At 36.4% G+C, this 19,981-nt stretch carries 17 protein-coding genes; 6 read left to right on the top strand and 11 right to left on the bottom strand.

Annotated elements, in window-relative coordinates; all coding sequences use genetic code 11:
* The first annotated feature begins 60 nt into the window (after nt 1–60).
* Nucleotides 61–2,145, top strand: coding sequence for an ATP-dependent DNA helicase RecG (gene recG / locus MP477_RS17805; RefSeq protein ID WP_257191443.1), 2,085 nt, complete (start codon nt 61–63; stop codon nt 2,143–2,145).
* A 605-nt stretch (nt 2,146–2,750) separates the two neighbouring features.
* On the opposite strand, the gene MP477_RS17800 is transcribed toward recG, so the two are convergent.
* From MP477_RS17800 to dapA, 4 genes are all read right to left on the bottom strand, one after another.
* Nucleotides 2,751–3,197: a response regulator gene (locus MP477_RS17800; protein WP_230038651.1), complete on the bottom strand. Its 447-nt coding sequence runs from the start codon at nt 3,195–3,197 to the stop codon at nt 2,751–2,753.
* Nucleotides 3,190–3,771 (bottom strand): AraC family transcriptional regulator, encoded by a 582-nt coding sequence (locus MP477_RS17795; protein ID WP_230038649.1) that lies wholly within the window; start codon nt 3,769–3,771, stop codon nt 3,190–3,192. Before MP477_RS17795 ends, MP477_RS17800 begins: the two co-directional genes overlap by 8 nt.
* A gap of 290 nt (nt 3,772–4,061) precedes the next feature.
* On the bottom strand, nt 4,062–4,565 hold the full coding sequence (locus MP477_RS17790; protein WP_230038647.1) for a GNAT family N-acetyltransferase: 504 nt from the start codon (nt 4,563–4,565) through the stop codon (nt 4,062–4,064).
* 135 nt (nt 4,566–4,700) lie between these two features.
* Entirely contained in the window at nt 4,701–5,573 is an 873-nt protein-coding gene (gene dapA, locus MP477_RS17785; protein WP_230038645.1) for a 4-hydroxy-tetrahydrodipicolinate synthase, read from the bottom strand.
* A gap of 107 nt (nt 5,574–5,680) precedes the next feature.
* Here dapA and MP477_RS17780 point away from each other — a divergent pair, with 107 nt between their 5' ends.
* Genes MP477_RS17780 through recO form a run of 4 tightly spaced genes read left to right on the top strand, consistent with a single transcriptional unit; the run spans nt 5,681 to nt 10,332 of the window.
* Nucleotides 5,681–6,439 (top strand): 5'-nucleotidase C-terminal domain-containing protein, encoded by a 759-nt coding sequence (locus MP477_RS17780; RefSeq protein ID WP_230038643.1) that lies wholly within the window; start codon nt 5,681–5,683, stop codon nt 6,437–6,439.
* Nucleotides 6,439–7,389: a bifunctional UDP-sugar hydrolase/5'-nucleotidase gene (locus MP477_RS17775; RefSeq protein ID WP_257191442.1), complete on the top strand. Its 951-nt coding sequence runs from the start codon at nt 6,439–6,441 to the stop codon at nt 7,387–7,389. The genes MP477_RS17780 and MP477_RS17775 overlap by 1 nt, the downstream gene beginning before the upstream one ends.
* 1 nt (nt 7,390) lies before the next feature.
* Entirely contained in the window at nt 7,391–9,646 is a 2,256-nt protein-coding gene (locus MP477_RS17770; protein ID WP_257191441.1) for a hypothetical protein, read from the top strand.
* Entirely contained in the window at nt 9,646–10,332 is a 687-nt protein-coding gene (gene recO / locus MP477_RS17765; RefSeq protein WP_257191440.1) for a DNA repair protein RecO, read from the top strand. The genes MP477_RS17770 and recO overlap by 1 nt, the downstream gene beginning before the upstream one ends.
* 30 nt (nt 10,333–10,362) lie before the next feature.
* On the opposite strand, the gene MP477_RS17760 is transcribed toward recO, so the two are convergent.
* From MP477_RS17760 to MP477_RS17745, 4 genes are all read right to left on the bottom strand, one after another.
* Entirely contained in the window at nt 10,363–13,017 is a 2,655-nt protein-coding gene (locus MP477_RS17760; RefSeq protein ID WP_257191439.1) for a glucosidase, read from the bottom strand.
* Nucleotides 13,018–13,201: 184 nt separating this feature from the next.
* The gene (locus MP477_RS17755) at nt 13,202–14,011 is read right to left on the bottom strand and encodes a glucose 1-dehydrogenase (protein ID WP_257191438.1); all 810 of its coding nucleotides are present in this window, start codon (nt 14,009–14,011) and stop codon (nt 13,202–13,204) included.
* Nucleotides 14,012–14,084: 73 nt separating this feature from the next.
* Entirely contained in the window at nt 14,085–14,558 is a 474-nt protein-coding gene (locus tag MP477_RS17750) for a GNAT family N-acetyltransferase (protein WP_257191437.1), read from the bottom strand.
* An 8-nt stretch (nt 14,559–14,566) separates the two neighbouring features.
* Nucleotides 14,567–15,184 (bottom strand): DUF1684 domain-containing protein, encoded by a 618-nt coding sequence (locus tag MP477_RS17745; RefSeq protein ID WP_257191436.1) that lies wholly within the window; start codon nt 15,182–15,184, stop codon nt 14,567–14,569.
* A gap of 134 nt (nt 15,185–15,318) precedes the next feature.
* Between MP477_RS17745 and MP477_RS17740 the strand changes: the two genes are divergently transcribed.
* Nucleotides 15,319–16,899: a GMC family oxidoreductase N-terminal domain-containing protein gene (locus MP477_RS17740; RefSeq protein WP_257191435.1), complete on the top strand. Its 1,581-nt coding sequence runs from the start codon at nt 15,319–15,321 to the stop codon at nt 16,897–16,899.
* A gap of 1 nt (nt 16,900) precedes the next feature.
* Here MP477_RS17740 and MP477_RS17735 read toward each other — a convergent pair whose 3' ends face one another.
* The 3 genes from MP477_RS17735 to mqo form a co-directional block, all read right to left on the bottom strand.
* A complete protein-coding gene (locus tag MP477_RS17735; protein ID WP_257191434.1) occupies nt 16,901–17,767 on the bottom strand; it encodes an AadS family aminoglycoside 6-adenylyltransferase in 867 nt (288 codons plus the stop codon).
* A 5-nt stretch (nt 17,768–17,772) separates the two neighbouring features.
* Entirely contained in the window at nt 17,773–18,171 is a 399-nt protein-coding gene (locus MP477_RS17730) for a hypothetical protein (RefSeq protein WP_257191433.1), read from the bottom strand.
* A gap of 77 nt (nt 18,172–18,248) precedes the next feature.
* Entirely contained in the window at nt 18,249–19,754 is a 1,506-nt protein-coding gene (gene mqo, locus MP477_RS17725; protein WP_257191432.1) for a malate dehydrogenase (quinone), read from the bottom strand.
* Between the last annotated feature and the right edge of the window lie 227 nt (nt 19,755–19,981).

Below are 19,981 nucleotides of genomic sequence, written 5' to 3'. Positions count from 1 at the left end.
TTCTCGTATTAAAAATTTCAAATTCCAGCTATTTTACCGAAATTAGGGCTCGCTTTTTAAATGACTTTAGATACTTCAATAGAATACGTAAAAGGAATAGGTCCTGAAAGAGCCAAACTCATCAAAAGTGTGCTGGGCCTTTCCACTGTGGAAGATCTTCTGAACTTCTACCCTATCCGTTATCTGGATAAAAGTAAAATCTATACGGTTTCCCAGCTTCAGGAAACTAATCTTGATATCCAGCTAAAAGGGAAAATCACCCAGATACAGGAAATTCAGACCGGAAAAACAAAAAGACTTTCTGCCAAATTTAATGATCATACAGGCAGTATAGATCTTGTATGGTTTCAATATTCAAAATGGCTGAAAGAGCAAATTCCTGTTAATCGTGATGTATATATATTTGGAAAGATCAATGTTTTCAACAGGCAGTTTTCTATGCCGCATCCGGAAATAGAAGCTGAAGAAAGTAAAGACGGTGACACCCGTCTGAAGCCCATTTATCCAAGTTCTGAAAAACTTACTAAAAGGGGGTTGGGTCAAAAGTTCTTTCAAAATGCTCTTAAAAATATCTGCAAAGAGATTCCTCAGCTTATTGAGGAGAACTTCCCGGAATATTTAATGAAAACATTCAATTTTATCTCAAGGCAGCATGCTTTTCTGAATGTGCATTTCCCAAAAGATATGGAGCATTTTGATAAGGCAGATTTCAGACTAAAGTTTGAAGAGTCATTCTTTTTTCAATTAGGTTATGGTTTGAAAAAACTGCATCATAAAACTCAGTCACACGGCAATCCTTTTCCTATTATTGGGGATCATTTCAATGATTTTTATGAAAATCACCTTCCTTTTGATCTTACGAATGCCCAGAAAAGGGTTTTAAAAGAAATCCGCATGGATATGAAAAAGCCCATCCAGATGAACAGGCTTTTACAGGGCGATGTAGGATCCGGAAAAACAATGGTGGGACTACTGACCATGCTGATTGCACTGGATAATGGCTTTCAGAGCTGTATGATGGCTCCTACAGAAATTCTTGCCCAGCAGCATTATAACGGAATGAAGGAATTATTGCAGGAAACGAATATCAACATCCGTCTTCTTACAGGTTCTACCAAGGCTTCTGAAAGGAAGATTATTCATGCAGAACTTGAAAGTGGCAGTCTTTCTATTCTGGTAGGTACCCATGCCATATTGGAAGATAAAGTTAAATTTAAAAATTTAGGACTGGCTATTATTGATGAACAGCATAGATTTGGGGTAGCCCAACGGGCGAAACTGTGGGCAAAAAATAAAATTCCGCCTCACATTCTTGTAATGACCGCAACTCCTATTCCGAGAACATTGGCAATGAGTTTTTATTCGGATCTTGATGTGTCTGTGATTGATGAAATGCCGGTGGGAAGAAAACCTATAATCACAGCTCACAGGCGTGAAAAAGACAGGTCGTATGTTTACAATTTCTGTAAAGATGAGATAAAGAAAGGAAGGCAGATTTATTTTGTTTATCCACTTATTGAAGAATCTGAAACATTGGATTATAAAAACCTGATGGAGGGGCTTGAACATGTCATGGAATACTTCTCAGATTATAATGTTACCATGCTTCATGGAAAAATGAAACCTGATGAAAAAGATGCAGCCATGACTTATTTTGCTTCAGGAAAAGCAGAAATTATGGTAGCAACAACGGTTATTGAGGTGGGAGTAAATGTTCCTAATGCATCTGTAATGGTTATTGAAAGTTCAGAAAGATTTGGCCTTTCACAGCTTCATCAGCTTAGAGGACGTGTGGGAAGAGGAGCAGAACAAAGCTACTGTATTCTGATGACCTCAGATAAATTATCTAAGGAAAGCAGAACCCGCATCCGAACAATGACAGAAACCAATGATGGTTTCAAAATCTCTGAAGTTGACATGCAGCTTCGCGGTCCCGGAGATATCCTGGGAACTCAGCAGAGCGGCGTGGTAGATTTTAAAAGATTAGACCTTATCAATGATTCAGCAATCATTAAGACTACCAAAAATACAGTAGACAGAATTCTGGAGGCTGATCCAATGCTTTCAAGACCTGACAACCTTGTCATCAAAAATTATTACATCAGGTATTACAAAGGAAAGAATAAGTGGAGTAAAATTTCATAAAAAAAACCGCAGAAAATCTTTCCTGCGGTCCCCTTATAAAACTGTTATTTAGAAGAAATTACTTCTTGTCTGCCTAAAGAAAATTTATTTTAATAGTTTAGGTTTAATATTTTGTGATGTGGTGTGAAAATATTTATATATTATTTGAATAGATTTCAAACCATAACTATTAAAATAAATTATAAAAAAAACAAAATGAATTATTTTTCCAACTTGCTTATTATAAAAACTAACTGAATATAGAAGGAGACGAGGGAATGAAACGAATAAATAGGTCTCCAACTACTTTTGAGTTTTCATGATTGTACCGTTTTGTTTAAAGATCTTCTATGCTTTATAATTGGAAATTAATATAATTCATTTTGTTAAATAACATCGTGATTTATATAAATACTTGTTGTGAAACAATTACTATTCATTCATCTGTATCTTTTATTTATATCAAATTTGTGTCGCTGATTCTATACTACAAAAGTCTGCATTTTTATTGAAAACCTTTTTATATTATTTCAGTTATTAGTTATAAAATTTTCACCTATTTGTGAATACTATGTAATAAATATCGTTAAATTATCAAAAAATAGAATTAAAAAAACTACTGCCGTTTATACTTTCAGAATAAAATTCTCTTTATTCAGTCCTGATGTATGATACTGCCAATTGATAGTGATAACTTCCGTGAGTACTTTTTTCAATTTCTCAAACGTTTCAGGCTTTTTAATATAAACGTTCCCCCCTTTAACAAAGAGATCTTCAACTTCATTTTCAGGGATTGATTCAGAATATACTGCTATTACCATATTGTTAAACTTCAGGTTTTCGCGAACTTCTTCAATCCATTCCAGGCTATTTTTGTCAGGAATTTCATATTTCATAAAAACAATTTCAGGAATAACAGCTTCTTCATTATTCAGATATTTCATCAGGGATATTCCACTGTTAAAGCATTGAACTTTAATAGAAATTTTTAGCTCTTTAAATATATTTTTAAAAAAAGTAAGTGTGTTTTCATTATCATCTGCTACGATTACGTTCAGAAATTCTTTATTCATACTGCATTTTATGGTTTATGGCCGTATTTTGGGCCCTGCGTCTTTTCCCTAGTATTTTTTGAAACTGGGATGGCGTAATGCCGGTTGTATTTTTAAACTGTGTGCTCAAATGGGCTACACTGGAGTAATTCAATTTGTGGGCAATTTCTGTGAGACTTTGCTTATTTCGTATAATTAACACCTTAGCGTGCTCTATTTTCTGCAAAATAATAAAGTTCTCGATAGAAGTAAAAGCAACTTCTGAAAAAAGGTTGGAAAGATATCCATAGCTGTGATTCAGCTTTTCAGAAATATAAATAGATGCTTTTACAGGAATAATCTCATCAGAAAAAACAAGCTCTACGATAGCATCTTTTATTTTTTGTACTAAAGCCGTTTTCTGGCTTTCAATAATTTCGATACCATACTCTCCAAGATGTTTCTTAAAAAGATGATGCTGTTCCTGCGTTAGGGGCTCGTAAAACTCTACCTCTCCAAAGTTCAGCAACCTGTATTTCAGCCCGTGTTCTCTAAGTTTTTCATCTAACACCTTCTTACAGAGAGTGTTGAAATCAAATTTTACATACATTTTCATCCTATTATAGTAAGTCAAATTTTCAGTAAATATAATGATTTATTTCAATTGAATGTGAAATAGCCTTATTTTTTTCAAGAATTGACCCACAAAAAAATTCCTGCATTCAAGAATACAGGAATTTAAACACTAAGGATGAAAAAAATATACTGATAAAAAGCTAAATCAGCTCAAAACCAAGCATATGAATGTATTATTAAAAAGTGATTTGGTTCTGAAACAAAGATGACTCAAAAAAAGAAATCACTTGTTATAGAATTACAAGATAAAGTTACAAGATTTTAAGTCAATTATTTGTGAATTAGAAACTCCATCAGAAAATCATCCATTATAAATCCTTTTCCAATATCGAAAGCTCCTTCTCCAAACACGTTGTATCCCTGGGATTCATAAAAATTTCTGGCAGCGTTATATTTATTTACATTCAAAATAATTCTTTCATCTCCATTTTCAGCTACTTTAAGATTCAAAAATTGAAGTGCTTCTTTTCCAAAACCTTTTCCTTTACTTTCCGGAACCAGATAAATACGGTGAAGTTTCGTTGTCTGGTCTTCATAATGGTGTTCATATCCAATAAAACCTTCAAAAGAACTGTTATGTTCATCCTGAATCAAATAATAATGATAATACGGATTTTGGAAATGGTTTGTAATTTCTGTTTCAGAATACATTTCTGCAAGCATATACTCCATCTGTTCCGCCGAAAGGATATCGGCATACGCATTTTCCCAGGATCTTTTTGCCAAATCCTGAATCAAAGGAATGTCCTTTACTGTCGCTTCTATTAATTTCATTATTTTCATTTTATGATTAAAAAAAGTGAAAAGCCTGAACTTTTCACTTTATGAGATTATATCAATTATCATCTGTTTTCAACAGTGAATTCATATAGTCTAATACAAATTCACTACTGATGATTGGTATTCAATTTAAATAGTTGCCATTTCAGCCTTGATCTTTGCATAAAGTCCTTCTGAAGCAGGAACCAAAGGAAGTCTAAGATGATTCTTAATAATTCCTTTTTCAGCAAGAATTACTTTAATACCACAAGGGTTTCCTTCTGCAAAAATTAAACGTGTAATTTCCACCAGCCTATTATGAATTTCATAAGCTTCTTTCACCTTTCCGTCAAAAGCCAACTGTACCATTGTGGAAAACTCTTTAGGATATCCCTGTCCAATCACAGAAATTACCCCCTTTCCACCAGCCAACGTTACCGGAAGTGTATATTCATCATCTCCGGAAACCAATGAAAACCCTTCAGGCTTTTTTCTTAAAATATCAAAATACTGAAGAATATTGGGTGCAGCTTCCTTGATCATAAACAGATTTGGAAATTCCTTTGCAATGCGGATAGTAGTATCTGCATCAATATTCTGCCCTGTTCTTGAAGGAACATTGTAAATGATTATTTTTTTTCCTGTAGAAGCCAAAACTTTGTAATGTTGGTAAAGTCCTTCCTGGTTAGGTTTATTGTAATATGGAGATACAGAAAGCACTGCTTCAAATGCAGAAAGGTCTGCTTCTTCAATCTGTTTCTTTACTTCAAGAGTATTGTTACCGCCAATTCCTAATACCAGAGGAAGACGTTTATTATTCACCTTAATGATATGCTCAATTACCTGTTTCTTTTCTTCATCAGAAAGCGTAGCGGCTTCTGCCGTAGTTCCCAATACTACCAAATAATTGGTTCCGTTTTCAATATTGTATTCAACAAGTTTTGTTAAACTATCGAAGTCAACGGATAAATCTTCATTAAAGGGCGTTACCAATGCAACACCTACTCCTTTTAAAATGCTCATCTGTTCGAATTATTTTTGTCAAATTTAATAATTTACAATAAGAATTTGTAATAAATAATAATGTTTTATTATTCATATGGTTATATTTGCATATACTAAAAGATATTATGAAAAATAAATTCTTGTTACTAGGAATTGTTCTGGCATCGCTTACCGCCTGCAAAACAGCATCCACGCTGCAGCTTGCAAACGTAGAGACCCAGAAGAATATTTCTATTAATAACGAGCTAAAGAATGATGAGGAGTTTGTAAAAGTAATTGAACCTTATAAAGAGAAACTGGACCGGGAAATGAACCAGAAAATTTCTCATACCAGTGTAGACCTTACCAAGCAGGGAGACAACAGTAATCTCGGTAATCTTTTAGCTGATTATACATTTGAAGGAGGAAATGAATGGGCAAAAATAAATCTTAAGAAAAATGTAGATGCTGCCTTGATCAATATCGGAGGAATCCGTACTACCATTGGAAAAGGTGATATTATGCTGAAAAACGTTTTTGAAGTAATGCCTTTTGAAAATGAGGTAATTATTGTGAAAATGAAAGGGACGGATCTTCAGGGTCTTTTTGATTATTATGCAAAAACCCAGGTGAACAATCCTGTTTCTCATCTGTATATTGAAACAAAAGACGGACAACTTAATCAATCGTTAATTAACGGAAAAAAAATAGACACTGATAAAGACTATTATATTGCTACCTCAGACTATCTTGCTTTGGGTGGAGATAATATGAAATTCTTTGCCAAAGGAGAATCAATTCCGACAGGGATAAAACTTAGAGATTTATTCATTGAATATTTCAAAAAAACTCCGGAAGTAGTGCCTAATACGGATGTTCGTTTAAATTTTATCGGTAAAAAGTAATGGATAGAAAAAGTTTTTTAAAAGCAATAGGTGGTGGAACTTTAGCAATGGCTTTAGCTCCTAATATGATGAAGGCGGAAGGATTAGCTATTCCTGGTTTACAGTCCGCAAATAAACTAACTATTCTTCATACCAATGATCAGCACAGCAGAATAGAGCCTTTTGATGCAAGTTATACCAAAAACCCGAATCAGGGAGGTTTTGCCAGAAGAGCTAGCTTAATTCAACAGATCAGAAATCAGGAATCTAATGTATTACTTCTTGATTCGGGAGATATTTTTCAGGGAACACCGTACTTTAACTTTTTCGGAGGCGAACTGGAGTTTAAGCTAATGTCTATGATGAAGTATGATGCTTCTACTATGGGAAACCACGATTTTGACAATGGTTTAGATGGATTTTCTAAGGTTCTTCCCACAGCAAAGTTTCCATTTATCTGTTCTAATTATAATTTCAAAAATACAATACTTGACGGAAAAACTTCTCCATATAAAATCTTTAATAAAAACGGTATTAAAGTAGGGATTTTTGGAGTAGGAATCCAACTGGACGGTCTTGTAGGTAAAAAACAATATGGAGAAACCGTATATTCTAACCCCGTTGATGTAGCACAGCATTATTCGAACTTTCTGAAAAAAGACCAACAATGTGATCTTGTAATCTGTCTTTCCCATATTGGGTATGATTACAAAGACGAACCCAATAAAATAAGTGATAAAATTTTAGCCGCCAGTACAGAAAATATTGATATTATTTTAGGTGGCCATACCCATACTTTCCTTCCTGAGCCTCAAACTTTCACCAACAGACAAGGTAAAAATGTCTTGGTGAACCAGGTTGGATGGGCAGGACTTCTTTTGGGTAGAATAGATTTTCACTTTGATACAAATAAAAACGTACAGCATATCTCCTGGAACAATCAGGTAATAGACAGCAGCATAATAGCATAATATGAAAAAACTCTCTTTAATTTCTCTTGGTATTTTAGCATCCCTGCAGTTTACAAAAGCGCAGGTCATTTCATCAAAAAAATGGGCAGATCTTTTTTCCTACAATAATGTCCTGGCCATGAAAGAAGACAATGGAAAAATAATAGCCGCCACAGAAAACGGATTATTCTATTATACTATAGGAAGTGGAGAGATTACAAAGCTGTCTAAAGCTAACGGACTCCATAATATTGGGATCACCGCCTTTGATTATAACTCACAAACCAAGACAGGTCTTATCGGTTATTCTGACGGATCTATGGATGTCATTACTCCTCAGGAAATTAAGTACATCGTTGACATTCCTATTGCCACAGGTTATAACGGAAATAAAAAAGTCAACCATATTTCTATTACAGGAGATAAGGCAGTTATTTCTGTAGGGTATGGAGTATCTATATTTGATCTTAAAAAGAAAGAGTTTGGAGATTCTGCATTTTTCCTTAGCGGAGGTATATATGAAGCCAGTAACGAAGCAACAATATTTGGAAACAAGATTTATTCTGTAACCAATACTGGATTGAAAAGCCATGAGATCAATACTACATTCCCTGTATTTTCTACATGGACAACGGAAGTTCCCGGATCATTTAAAAATATAGATGCTGAATCTGAATTGGTATTTGCATCTGCCACCTCTGCATTCATGTATAATAACGGTACTCCAACTCCGCTTCCTGCAAGCTTTGCAAAGATTCAGGATGTAGTTATTACCTCAAATAACATTATAGTAACCGATAACAGAATATATACCTTTGGTCTTAATGGTATTTCTTTAAATGCGATAAGCCTTGGTGAAGATTGTAATACGGCTACCATAGCGGGTGGAAAGGTGCTGGGTGGAACTGTATTATCCGGAATAAAGGATGAAGGCAACAACACCTATAAACCTTCCGGTCCGTATTTTAACTTTGCCTACAAAATAAATCTTTACGATAACAACCAGATGCTTGTTTCCAGTGGAGCAAGGGCCGATATTTATAACTTTCCGGTAGAAAATCCTAAAAAACCAGGATTCTATTATTTTAACGGTACCGAATGGATATATCCTTCTTATTTTAGTAAAGGGGACATAGGACAAGTCAATGTGCTCGATGCAGTTATGAGCCCTATCAACAATAATGAAGTATTTTTCACCAATTATACGATGTTTAACAATGGGGTCTACAAAATGAAATACAATGCAGGCAGTAAAGACTTTGAGCTTGCAAAATATTATAGCGTAGGAGGACAACCATTTTACAGACGTCCTGTAGGCTTTGCCACCGATACTCAAAGCAATCTTTTTGTTTCCATTGCATTTACAGACAACGGAAATCCGTCAATAGGGATTTACGATAAAGCAGCAGATGATTTTACCATAAAAAAGAATACTATTTCAAGTTCAGGGGTACAAAAGCCCATTTTTTATGAAAACATGCTTTGGACACCGCTGCCGAGAACAAATAACTTCTGGGTATATGATTATAAAAATGCAGCTAATCTTTCTGATGACACCGATTATCTATTAAAAGAATCTAACGGAATTGCAGGTGAAGGAACTTTATCTGTAGCATTTGATAAATCTGGAGATGCATGGATTGGTAGTGATAATGGGTTAAGGATCCTTGCTAATGCAGCTTCCGAAATAAAAACGCCAAGTCCTGCAGCATCCCCTATTATTATAGAACAAAACGGGCTTGCCGAAGAACTTTTCAGAGATTCACAGATTCTCCAGATTGAAGTAGATGCAGGAGATTATAAGTGGGTATCTGTAGAAGGAGGTGGTGTATACTATCTTTCTTCTAATGGAGAAAAGACCATAAAACATTTTACAAAAGAAAACTCACCGCTTCCTACCAATAGTGTTACAGACATCAAGGTAGATAAAAAAACCGGTAAAGTATATTTCGTTACTTATAACGGTATTGTAACTTATCAGGGAGATGTTGCCGATGTCAATTCAAATTTTGGAGATGTATTGGTTTACCCGAATCCTGTAGTGTATTCTAACTTTAAAGGAAAGGTTACCATTAAAGGGCTGGCAGAAAAAACAAATATAAGAATTGTAGATGCAGCAGGAAATGTAGTTCATTCAGCTGTTGCAAGGGGAGGTTACTATGAATGGGATCTTAATAATCAAAAAGGAGCCCGTGTAGCTTCAGGTATTTATTTTGTATTAATGACTAATGAAGACGGTTCTGATAAAGCTACAGCCAAAATAGGAGTAGTCAATTAATGAATTCACAAAACGGATTTTTACTTTCATTTATAAAGTACGGGGAAAATGATGCTGTACTGCATTGTTTTACAGAAGAGGAGGGCTTCCAGACTTATTTTCTTAAAGGGGTTTATTCCAAAAAAAATAAAAAGAAAGCCCTGCTGCAGCCGTTGAGCAAACTCAGTTTTTCAATAAACCCGGTGAGGGGTAACGGTATACCATCGGTTTCAAAATTTGAACTGGTAAAAAACAATGATATTTATAATGATATAAAAGTAAATACCGTTATTTTTTTTATTTCAGATTTCCTAAGTCAGATTCTTAAGTTTGAAAACAAAAATCTCAATATATTTTTTAGTATTGATGAATTTATTGATCAGCTTATCAACAAAAATTATCAGTCACATCTTCTTTTTTTACTTGCTGTTTTAAAGATTCAGGGTGTTGCTCCTTTAATTGGTGAAGGAAAATTTTTAGATCCGGAAACGGGTACTTTTTCAGCCGGTTCTACCCATCAGATCTTCAATGAAGAAATTTCATTACTGTGGAAAACAGCACTCACCGCCGAAAACCTTTATACCACTAAAATACATTCTTCTGTAAGGAAAGATTTCCTGGATAGTCTTTTGGTGTATTATCACTATCACATTACCGATTTTAAAACACCCACCTCACTGGAAATCATCCAGCAGATATTTGAATAAAATAAAGCCAGTCCGCAAATTTACTTTTCGCTATTTCGCTTTCTCCGGCATTTCAGTTTCAGATTCTGCTATTTCTTTTTTGGTAAATCTTGGCTGCAGAATTTTTGCGATCAGCCCTGTCCAGCCTGTCTGATGAGAAGCTCCTACCCCACGGCCATTATCTCCGTGAAAATATTCGTAAAATAAAATATAATCTTTAAAATCAGGATCCGTCTGGAATCTTTCGTACTGGCCATTCACAGGACGTTTTCCGTTTTCGTCTTTTAAAAATATTTTCGAAAGCCTCTTACTTAAAGAATCTGCAATCTGATCAAGATTAGAATAGTTTCCACTTCCTGTAGGGTATTCCACCATAAAATCCGGACTGTAGTAAAAGAAAAAACGTTGGAGGCTTTCAATAATGAGAAAATTAATAGGAAACCAGACAGGTCCACGCCAGTTGCTGTTTCCGCCAAAAAGCCCACTGTCACTTTCTGCAGGCGTATATTTCACACAATAATCCGTTTCATTAAGCTGTAAAGTATATGGGTTCTGCTCATATTCTTTCGACAAAGCCCGGACTCCGTAATCGCTTAAAAACTCCTCCGGGTTCAGCATTCTGCTCAACAGTCTTTTTAAACGGTGCCCCCGAAGTAAAGATAAAAGGTGCTTGGAATCCTGTCCTTTAACTTCCCATCTTGAAACCAGAGATGCGAGTTCCGGTTTATTTTCCAGTACCCATTTCATTCTTTTCTTAAAGTTGGGAAGATTTTCAATCATTTCGTCATCTATCACCTCAACAGCAAACATGGGTATCAATCCTACAATTGTTCTTAATCTTAAATACATATGGGTATTGTCACTGGAAGCAATCGCATCATAAAAAAACTCATCTTCCTCATCCCAAAGGCTGAAGTTTTCATCACCCATATTATCCAACGAATGCGCAATAGACAGGAAATGTTCAAAAAACTTCATTGCCATCTCTTCATACACATTGTTATATAATGCCAGCTCCAGTGCTATTCTCATCATATTCAGGGCAAACATAGCCATCCAGCTTGTTCCGTCGGATTGCTCCAGCTGCTCCCCATTGGGAAGCGCAGAATTTCTGTCGAAAACACCAATATTATCAAGTCCTAAAAATCCTCCTTCAAAAATGTTGTTACCGTTGCTGTCTTTTTTATTCACCCACCAGGTAAAATTCATCAGCAGTTTCTGAAATGCACTTTCAAGAAATTCAAGATCCGGCTTATCTCGAATATACTCATCAATTTTAAACACTCTGAAAACAGCCCATGCATGTACCGGAGGGTTAACATCACTGAAATTCCATTCATAAGCAGGAAGCTGCCCGTTAGGATGCATATACCATTCAAACAGGAAAAGTTTAAGCTGATGCTTGGCAAAATCAGGATCAATTATAGAAAAGCTAATGGCATGGAAAGCCAGATCCCAGGTTGCATACCATGGATATTCCCATTTATCAGGCATGGAAATAATATGGGCATTGTTAAGATGCTTCCAGTCGTAATTCCTTATTTTATCCCTGGATTTTGGTGGTGACATTTCTGCAGGGTCCCCTTTCAGCCATTTTTCAACATTGTAATGATAGAACATTTTGTTCCAAAGCATTCCTGCAAATGCCTGTCTCTGCACCATTTTTTCATCTTCCGACTGAATTCCCTTCTGAATTTCAGCATAAAATTCATCTGCTTCTTTGCGTCTCAGATCAAAAATTGATTCAAAATCACTGAACGGCTCTTTCAATTCTTTATCCGTCATCCTGAATTCAAAAGTTTTTGATTCTTTACCTTTAAAATCCTCATCGATAAAGAACGACGCTTTTGTGCCTACATTTTGGGAATTAACCGACTGTGAATTCCCTGTAAGTATAAAATTATTAATTCCGTCTTTACAGTATTCTGATTTCTCTGGTGACTGATAAAGTCTTTTGTTGTTGGTTTCATTATCACAAAACAAGGTCTTTATAGATTGTTTTGCATAGATATTTTTCACTTCAAGGTCTTTATGACTTATTCTGATACGGTCAGCTTCATTAGCGCTCAGCTGTGGTTGATAATCGTCATAGCCCCAATTCCAGGTATTTCTGAACCAGACGGTAGGCAGTATAACAAGAGAAGCATCTTTTTCAGCTTTATTGATAATGGTAAGTCTTATCAAAATATCATTGGGTCCTTCTTTAGCATATTCAATAAAAATATCAAAGTATTCATTAGTATCAAAAATCCCGGTGTCAATGAGCTCATATTCAGGTTCTGTCTTACCTCTTTCTGCATTGGTTTTCACAAGATCTGCATATGGGAAGGCATTTTGCGGATATTTATACAGCATTTTCATATAAGAATGGGTAGGGGTAGAATCGAGGTAATAAAAATATTCCTTCACATCTTCACCATGATTTCCCTGCCCGTTGGTAAGCCCAAAGAACCGTTCTTTTACCATTTCATCCTTTTTATTCCAGAATCCAACAGAAAAGACCAATTGCTGAACGTCATCACAGATCCCACATATCCCCTCTTCACCCCATCTGTATGTTTTAGCTTCTGCGGTATTATGATTGGTATAATTCCAGGCATCACCATTCCCGCTGTAATCCTCACGTACAAGTCCCCATTCCCGGTTACTTACATAAGGCCCCCATTTTTTCCAAGAAATATCTGAAATTCTTTCTTTTTCTGACATAGTGAAATCATTAGTAATTTAACGTCCTTTATTCTGAAATTTTATAAAAAACAAGCATTAATGTATGATCTTATCTTTCCCAATGCTCTTTATTTTAAACCTTTTCCTCCTCACCCCTTACCCCTCACCCTCAACTCTCACCTCTCAACTCTTAACTCTTAACTCATAACTCTTACCCACTCCTCTATCCCCCGGTTGAAAAGCTCTCAAACGTAGTCATTCCCCCATCAATAAAAATGCTGGTTCCGGTGATATAATCTGCGAGGTCACTGGCAAGAAATGCTGCTAAGTTTCCTATATCTTGTGGTTGTCCGATTCTGTTGTAAGGAATAAGGGTAAGAAGTGAATGAAGTGCTTCAGGAGTATCCCAGGCGGCTTTATTTATAGGAGTCTGGATCGCTCCCGGGCAAATAGAATTGACCCGGATCCTATCCGCTCCATATTCCTGGGCTAAGGTCTGCATTAGCATTCTGATAGCCCCTTTACTTGATGCATAGTTGGCATGTCCTGCCCAGGGAATAATTTCATGAACAGAACTGATATGAATAATTTTACCACAGGCAATGGAGCGTGATGGATCAATGCCCCGACGTAAAAATTCTTTGATTGCTTCTCTTGCGCAGAGAAATTGCCCAGTCAGATTGACACCAATCACAGCATTCCACTGATCCATTGTCATCTCTGTAAATTGAGCATCTTTTTGAATGCCTGCATTATTGACCAGTATATCCACTGTGCCTAACTGAGAGACAACATCCTGAAACATTGTCATTACCTGGTCTTCTTTAGAAACATCACACTGGTAAGTTATACCTTTTCCTCCTGCATCTGTAATTTCTTTTAAAACAGCCTGTGCTTCTTCTAAAGATCTTTGTGAAGAGTGGTTCACAACTACTGAAGCGCCTGCAGCAGCCAAAGATTTTGCAATTCCTGAACCTATTCCGCTGGATGCTCCTGTAACCACAGCCACCTGATTATGAAGTGATATTTCCATGTTTTGTAATTTGATGATACTCAAAGTTATGGAAAGAAATCAGGAGGGCAGGAATTTTGAATTTAAAATTTTCTTAAAGTTTTTTGTACATAAGGTATTGAGGCCCGCTCCTTCCGATTCTCATTTTACCGTCATAAGAATATCCGGTTTTAAGATAAATCTGATAGGCTGATTCATTCTTTTGATTGACAGCCAGTACAATTTCATTGCAATCTTTGAAATGACTTCTGACAAAATCATCCACTTTCATCATGGCAGCCTTTCCTATTCCCTTTCCCTGCATTTCAGGATTTACAGATAAAGATCTCACCAAAACAGAATTTTTATTATCAGTCAGTTCAAACTTATCCTGTCCAAAATCAAGCACAAAAAAGCCGACAGGATTCCCATCCTCGAAAATGGTAACAGGAAATGCATCATGATCATCCCTTTCTGCTATTCTCTGCAGGGCTTCTTCCGCCAGTGCCGTAAATTGTGACTGCTTTTCATCCAGCGTATACGTGATGGCTGATAGATGTTCCGGATTAAAAAATGCTAAGCTTACCATAATCAAGTTTAGTGATGATAGATATCTTCATACATTACTCCGGCACGTATTTCCACAGGAAGTTTATTTCCTTCAGGTACAATAGGACAATTATAGTCATAGGCATTGTAAGCACAATAAGGATGGTAGGACTGATTAAAATCCAGTACGATTGTATTTCCTTTCGGAATTTTCAGATCCATATATTTTCCCCCGCCATAGGTTTCTTTTTCATTGGTAGCATCCCGGAAGGGAAGAAAAAGATAGTCCTGATATTTCTTCTGCTTAATCAAATCCAGGCTTTGGTATAAAGTAAGGGTATAAGATTTTCCATCTAACTCAAAGCTTGCCTTTCCATATTCCTGATAAGACTTTGTTTTCCCTGAAGAAGTGGGAAGATCAAAAGGTTTTGTATCTTTTGATTTAACAAACTTTGCTGTAATTCTATATCTTATATCAATCGGAAAAAAAGGATGTTCTTTAAAATTTTTAAAGTTATCTCCCCGTAAAGGCGTTTCTTTCGGATTCAGATATTCAGCATTGAGTTCTTTCTGAAATTTTTTCACCTCCATCACTTCTTTAGAAGTCGTTTTTTGGGAAAAAGCCCAAAGAGGGAGGGTCAAAAAGAACAATAAAATCTTTTTCATAAATGCTATAAATTATAAGTAAAACTATGAATTTTTCAGAGTATAAACAGTTAAAATTATAATAAAAAAGCATAATCTGTTTTAAATAAAACACCCATTCGTGAAGCTAGCATACTTTTTGAGAAACAAAGCTCATGAACAGGAAACAATTCATTAAGACAAGTGTATTAGCGGTATCAGGCTTTTATTTTCTTCAATCTGATCTATTCCGGGCTGCGGAGCGGAAAGACGATCAGCAAAACGAAATTATAGAAGCTCCGATTGTTATCATTGGCAGTGGATATGGAGGTGCTGTATCTGCTTTACGTCTTTGTGAAGCCGGGAAAAAAGTAGTGCTGCTGGAAATGGGGCTCAACTGGGAGAAGGCAGGTATTCCTTTTTCTAACCTGCTAAAACCTGGAAAAAGCTCTGCATGGCTTAAAAAGAAAAGCATTGCCCCGTTCATGAATATTTTTTCTCTGACTCCTTTTACCGGGACCTTGGACCGTCTGGATTTTGATCATATTAATATCTGGGTTGGAAGGGGTGTTGGCGGCGGATCACTCGTTAACGGAGGGATGGCCGTAACTCCTAAAGAGAACTATTTCAAAGAGGTTTTCCCCCATCTGAATGCAGAAAAGTTCTATAGCCATTATTTTCCTTTGGTACAAAAAGAACTTAAAGTAAACGTGATTGATGAAGAATTTTTAAAAGACTGTCCTTATTACAAATTTACACGGGTGGGAGAAGAAGAAGCTCATAAAGCAGGTTTTAAAACAATGAGAGTTCCCAATGTATATGATTTTAAATACATGGAAAAAGAATTTCTGAATGAAGTTCCCCGCTCTGCTCTTAATACTGAAGTGATCTATGGAAACAACCATGGTAAAAACAGCTTAGACAAAACCTATCTCAAAAAAGCACTGGAAACCGGAAATCTTGAAATTCTTGATCTTCACCGGGTAGACGATATAAAACTGAATGATGATAAAACGTATACCGTCAGCGTACAGCAGACTGATACCTCTGGAACTTTAATTGCAGATAAGATGTTCCACTGTAAAAAGCTTATTCTTGCGGCAGGCACAATGGGAACGTTACAGCTCCTGTTACGCTCCCATGCTGTAAACGGATTACCCCTTCATGAAGGTATTGGAAAAAACTGGGGTAACAATGGTAACTTTATGACCGGAAGAAATTGGGTAAAGCCTCTGTCCGGAGGAACAGGAGCAAAGCAATCTACCATTCCGGTGGGTGGCATTGACAATTGGGATGATAAGGAACATACTTTCTTCACAGAGATTGCCCCTTTGCCTATGGGAATGGATGTGGCCACGGCCTTGTATTTATTAATTAACCGCGTTGATAAAAAAGGGGAAGTCACGTATGATACCATCAATCAGTCTCTGAAGTTGAATTGGGATGAAGGTCATACGGTCAAAATGAAGGAAAATGCCAAATATTTTGTCAGAAAAATGAATAAAGCCAATGGAGGAACCAGAAGTCATTTTCTGTTTAATAATGGTTTTGGAGCAGATATCTGCTATCATCCGCTCGGAGGATGTGTATTGGGTGAAACAACTAATGAATATGGTAAATTAAAGGAACATGAAAATCTCTATGTTTTAGATGGATCATTAATTCCCGGAACAATTGGAGTGAATCCTTTTCTTACCATTACCGCCATTGCAGAATACTGTATTGAAAACCTGATCAGAGAGAACGAATTTGCTTAAATCACGGCATTGATTTTACTTCGAAAAGATAAGTTCGGATATCACTTTCAAGTTGAGAAGGGTACGTAAAGCTCAGTTCTTGAGCTAAAGCAGTGCCCAATTCATGAACAAGATCAGCGAAAGCAAATAAAGCAGTCCAGTTTTCTTCGATAGAACTTCCGGAAAATGTAGCTTCCACTCTACTCCACAAATCTTCAGACAGGTATTTTTTAAAAAGCCTGCCATGCTTATTCGCAGTTATGTTATCCCAGTTATGTCCGTTACCAATATGCCATTCAACCAGACTAACCAAATATTCTGCTCTCAGGATATTTTCAGACATGAATTTAGCATAAAAAATATCACCCCGCTTCAGACATTTTGCCACATAGGTGGTATCCCACCAAAAATCATTCATCAGCTGCTTAAATTCTTTTTCATCAGGCTTATGAATCATGATAGACTGATAAGTGGGAGGTTTCAGATCTTTTGTCAGGCCATCTTTATCAATCAGTACTTTATACCCTACGTCCCAATCTTCAGGAAGCGTTTCTTTTTGTACTTCCTGCATAAATTCAGACACCTGGTACAGCTTAAAATCAACTTTTACATGGTCTCTGTACAAAACCATTTTCATGGCATGTTTTCCCTCAAAAACGGTATCATCTTCCTCAATCATAGAAATGGGGTCTCCAAAAAGCTGAAGCCAGCTATTTTCGGCTTCATAGTCTTTCCGGCTTTCAAAAACCAGTTCTACATCAAGATCACTCAAATCATCTACGGGAGCATAGGGATTCACCAATGAGCTGGTCAGAAGAACAGCCCGGATATCGGGATTGTTTTCAGCCCACTGAATAATCTGTTCCAGCTTTTCTTCTCTTATTTTCATACCAATCAGGATTCTGATATTTTTACACGGTAGACATCTGAAGAATTTCTCTTAATGGATTCCACAAAGAAACCTCCTTCTTCAGGAATCACTTCTTTTAAATCAAAACTTTTACAATCTTTCGGAAGCCCGGAGAATATCAAGGTAAACCAAAAGTCTTTCATGAAAGGAACCGATGTCCAATAAGGGGAAATTGAGATGTTTTCGGCATGAATCATCTTGCTTCTATGCTCAGACTGATTATCAAAAAGATAAGTGGAATGCCAGATTCTTATCAGATTTCCTAAGAATGGTGATGCCGGGAAGCAACAGTGTATAATCACCTGTTTCTCCTCTTCTATTTTTGTCTGAAGAGACTCCAGGAGTTCTTTTGCTATGAGCGGCTTTACAACTACTTCTTCCACCTTTTTTATAAGTAATAAATAATAAGCAATGAGTAATTCTGCTTGTATTGCTTACTACTCATTGCTCACTACTGATGTTAGTATTCTAATTCTAATTTTTCTTTTGTATAATTTCTTACCTCTTGGGTAAGTTCCGGATGTTCTGCCAATTTCTTCCCGTAAGAAGGCACCATTTCAAGCAATTTATCTTTCCATTCGCCCTGAAGTTTTTCCGGGAAGCATTTTTCAAGAACATTCAGCATAGCATATACCGCTGTGGAGGCTCCCGGTGAAGCTCCTAACAAAGAAGCAATAGTACCACTCTCGTTTACAACCACTTCAGTTCCGAATTCAAGTTTACCTCCTTCTTTTTCGTCTTTTTTAATAACCTGAACTCTCTGTCCTGCCACTTTCAGTTCCCAGTCTTCTTCTTTGGCATCTTTTACAAATTCTCTCAAATGCTGCATTCTCTGAGACTTTGTCATGGCTACCTGCTGAATAAGGTATTTTGTCAACGGGATATTATGCCACCAGGCACCAAATAATGATTTTAAATTTTTGGTATTAACACTTTCTGGGAGATCAAGATAACTTCCTTCTTTCAGGAACTTTGTTGAAAATCCTGCGAAAGGTCCAAAAAGAAGCGCTTTCTGGCCATCTATAATTCTAAGGTCAAGGTGCGGAACAGACATAGGTGGAGCATCCACTGTTGCCTGTGTATACACTTTAGCCTGATGTTTTTCCACCAGCTCCTGATTATGGCTTACCAGCCACTGTCCGGAAACAGGGAAACCTCCATAGCCCTCACTTTCCTTGATATCTGAGCTGTCTAATAACTGAAGTGCATATCCTCCGGCTCCGATAAATACAAAATCAGCAACAACCTCCTGTTTGTGGCTATGAATTCTGTCTTTTACCTTCATTTCCCATTTACCGTCTTCTCTTGGATCAATATCTTTCACTTCATGGTATAAGAAGACCTCTACATTAGAATCTTCAAGCAGGTGTCTTCCCATTTTTCGGGTTAACGTTCCAAAGTTGACATCCGTCCCCATATCCATTTTCGTGGCTGCCATTATTTCAGATTGGTTTCTTTTGCTCATGACCAGAGGAATCCATTCTCGCAGCTTCTCATGATCGGAAGAAAATTCCATTCCGGAAAAAAGAACAGAGTCAACCATTTTATCATGACGTTTTTTAAGATATTCAGCATCTTTTTCACCAAATACCAAGCTCATGTGTGGGCATGAATTGATGAACTCTTTAGGCTCTTTGATATATCCTTTGGTAATCAGATAAGACCAGAACTGTTTTGAAATTTCAAACTGTTCAGCAATACTTTCTGCTTTTGTTATATCAATGCTGCCATCCGGTTTTTCGGGAGTATAATTTAGCTCACAAAAAGCGGAGTGCCCTGTTCCGGCATTGTTCCATGCTGCTGTACTTTCTTTGGCAAATCTTCCTAGCCTTTCGAAGATCGCAATTTCAAGATTGGGATCAAATTCATGAAGCAGCGTTGCTAAAGTAGCACTCATAATTCCGCCGCCTATCAGTACAACGTCATATTTAGGCTTCGGTGTTCTGCTTGTAAGCGATTGTGGCATATTTTTAAATTTACTTCAAATTTCGGGAAAAGTTTTAAAAAGAGAAACGATTTTAACACGTTAATTTTTAATGGAAACAGACTTCTTTAGTATACAACAAAAAATCATGGAAAATTTCGATATGTTTTCATTGAAATGATTGATAATAGCAACAACTCAAATAGGTAAAAACTCAAAAATACAGTTCCCGGTCTCAGCGAATACCTTTGATCATCACAGAAATAAAC

Source organism: Chryseobacterium sp. WG23 (assembly GCF_024586575.1).
Lineage (GTDB): Bacteria > Bacteroidota > Bacteroidia > Flavobacteriales > Weeksellaceae > Chryseobacterium.
Note: the sequence above shows the minus strand (reverse complement) of the source record. Positions and strands in the feature narration are given on the sequence as shown.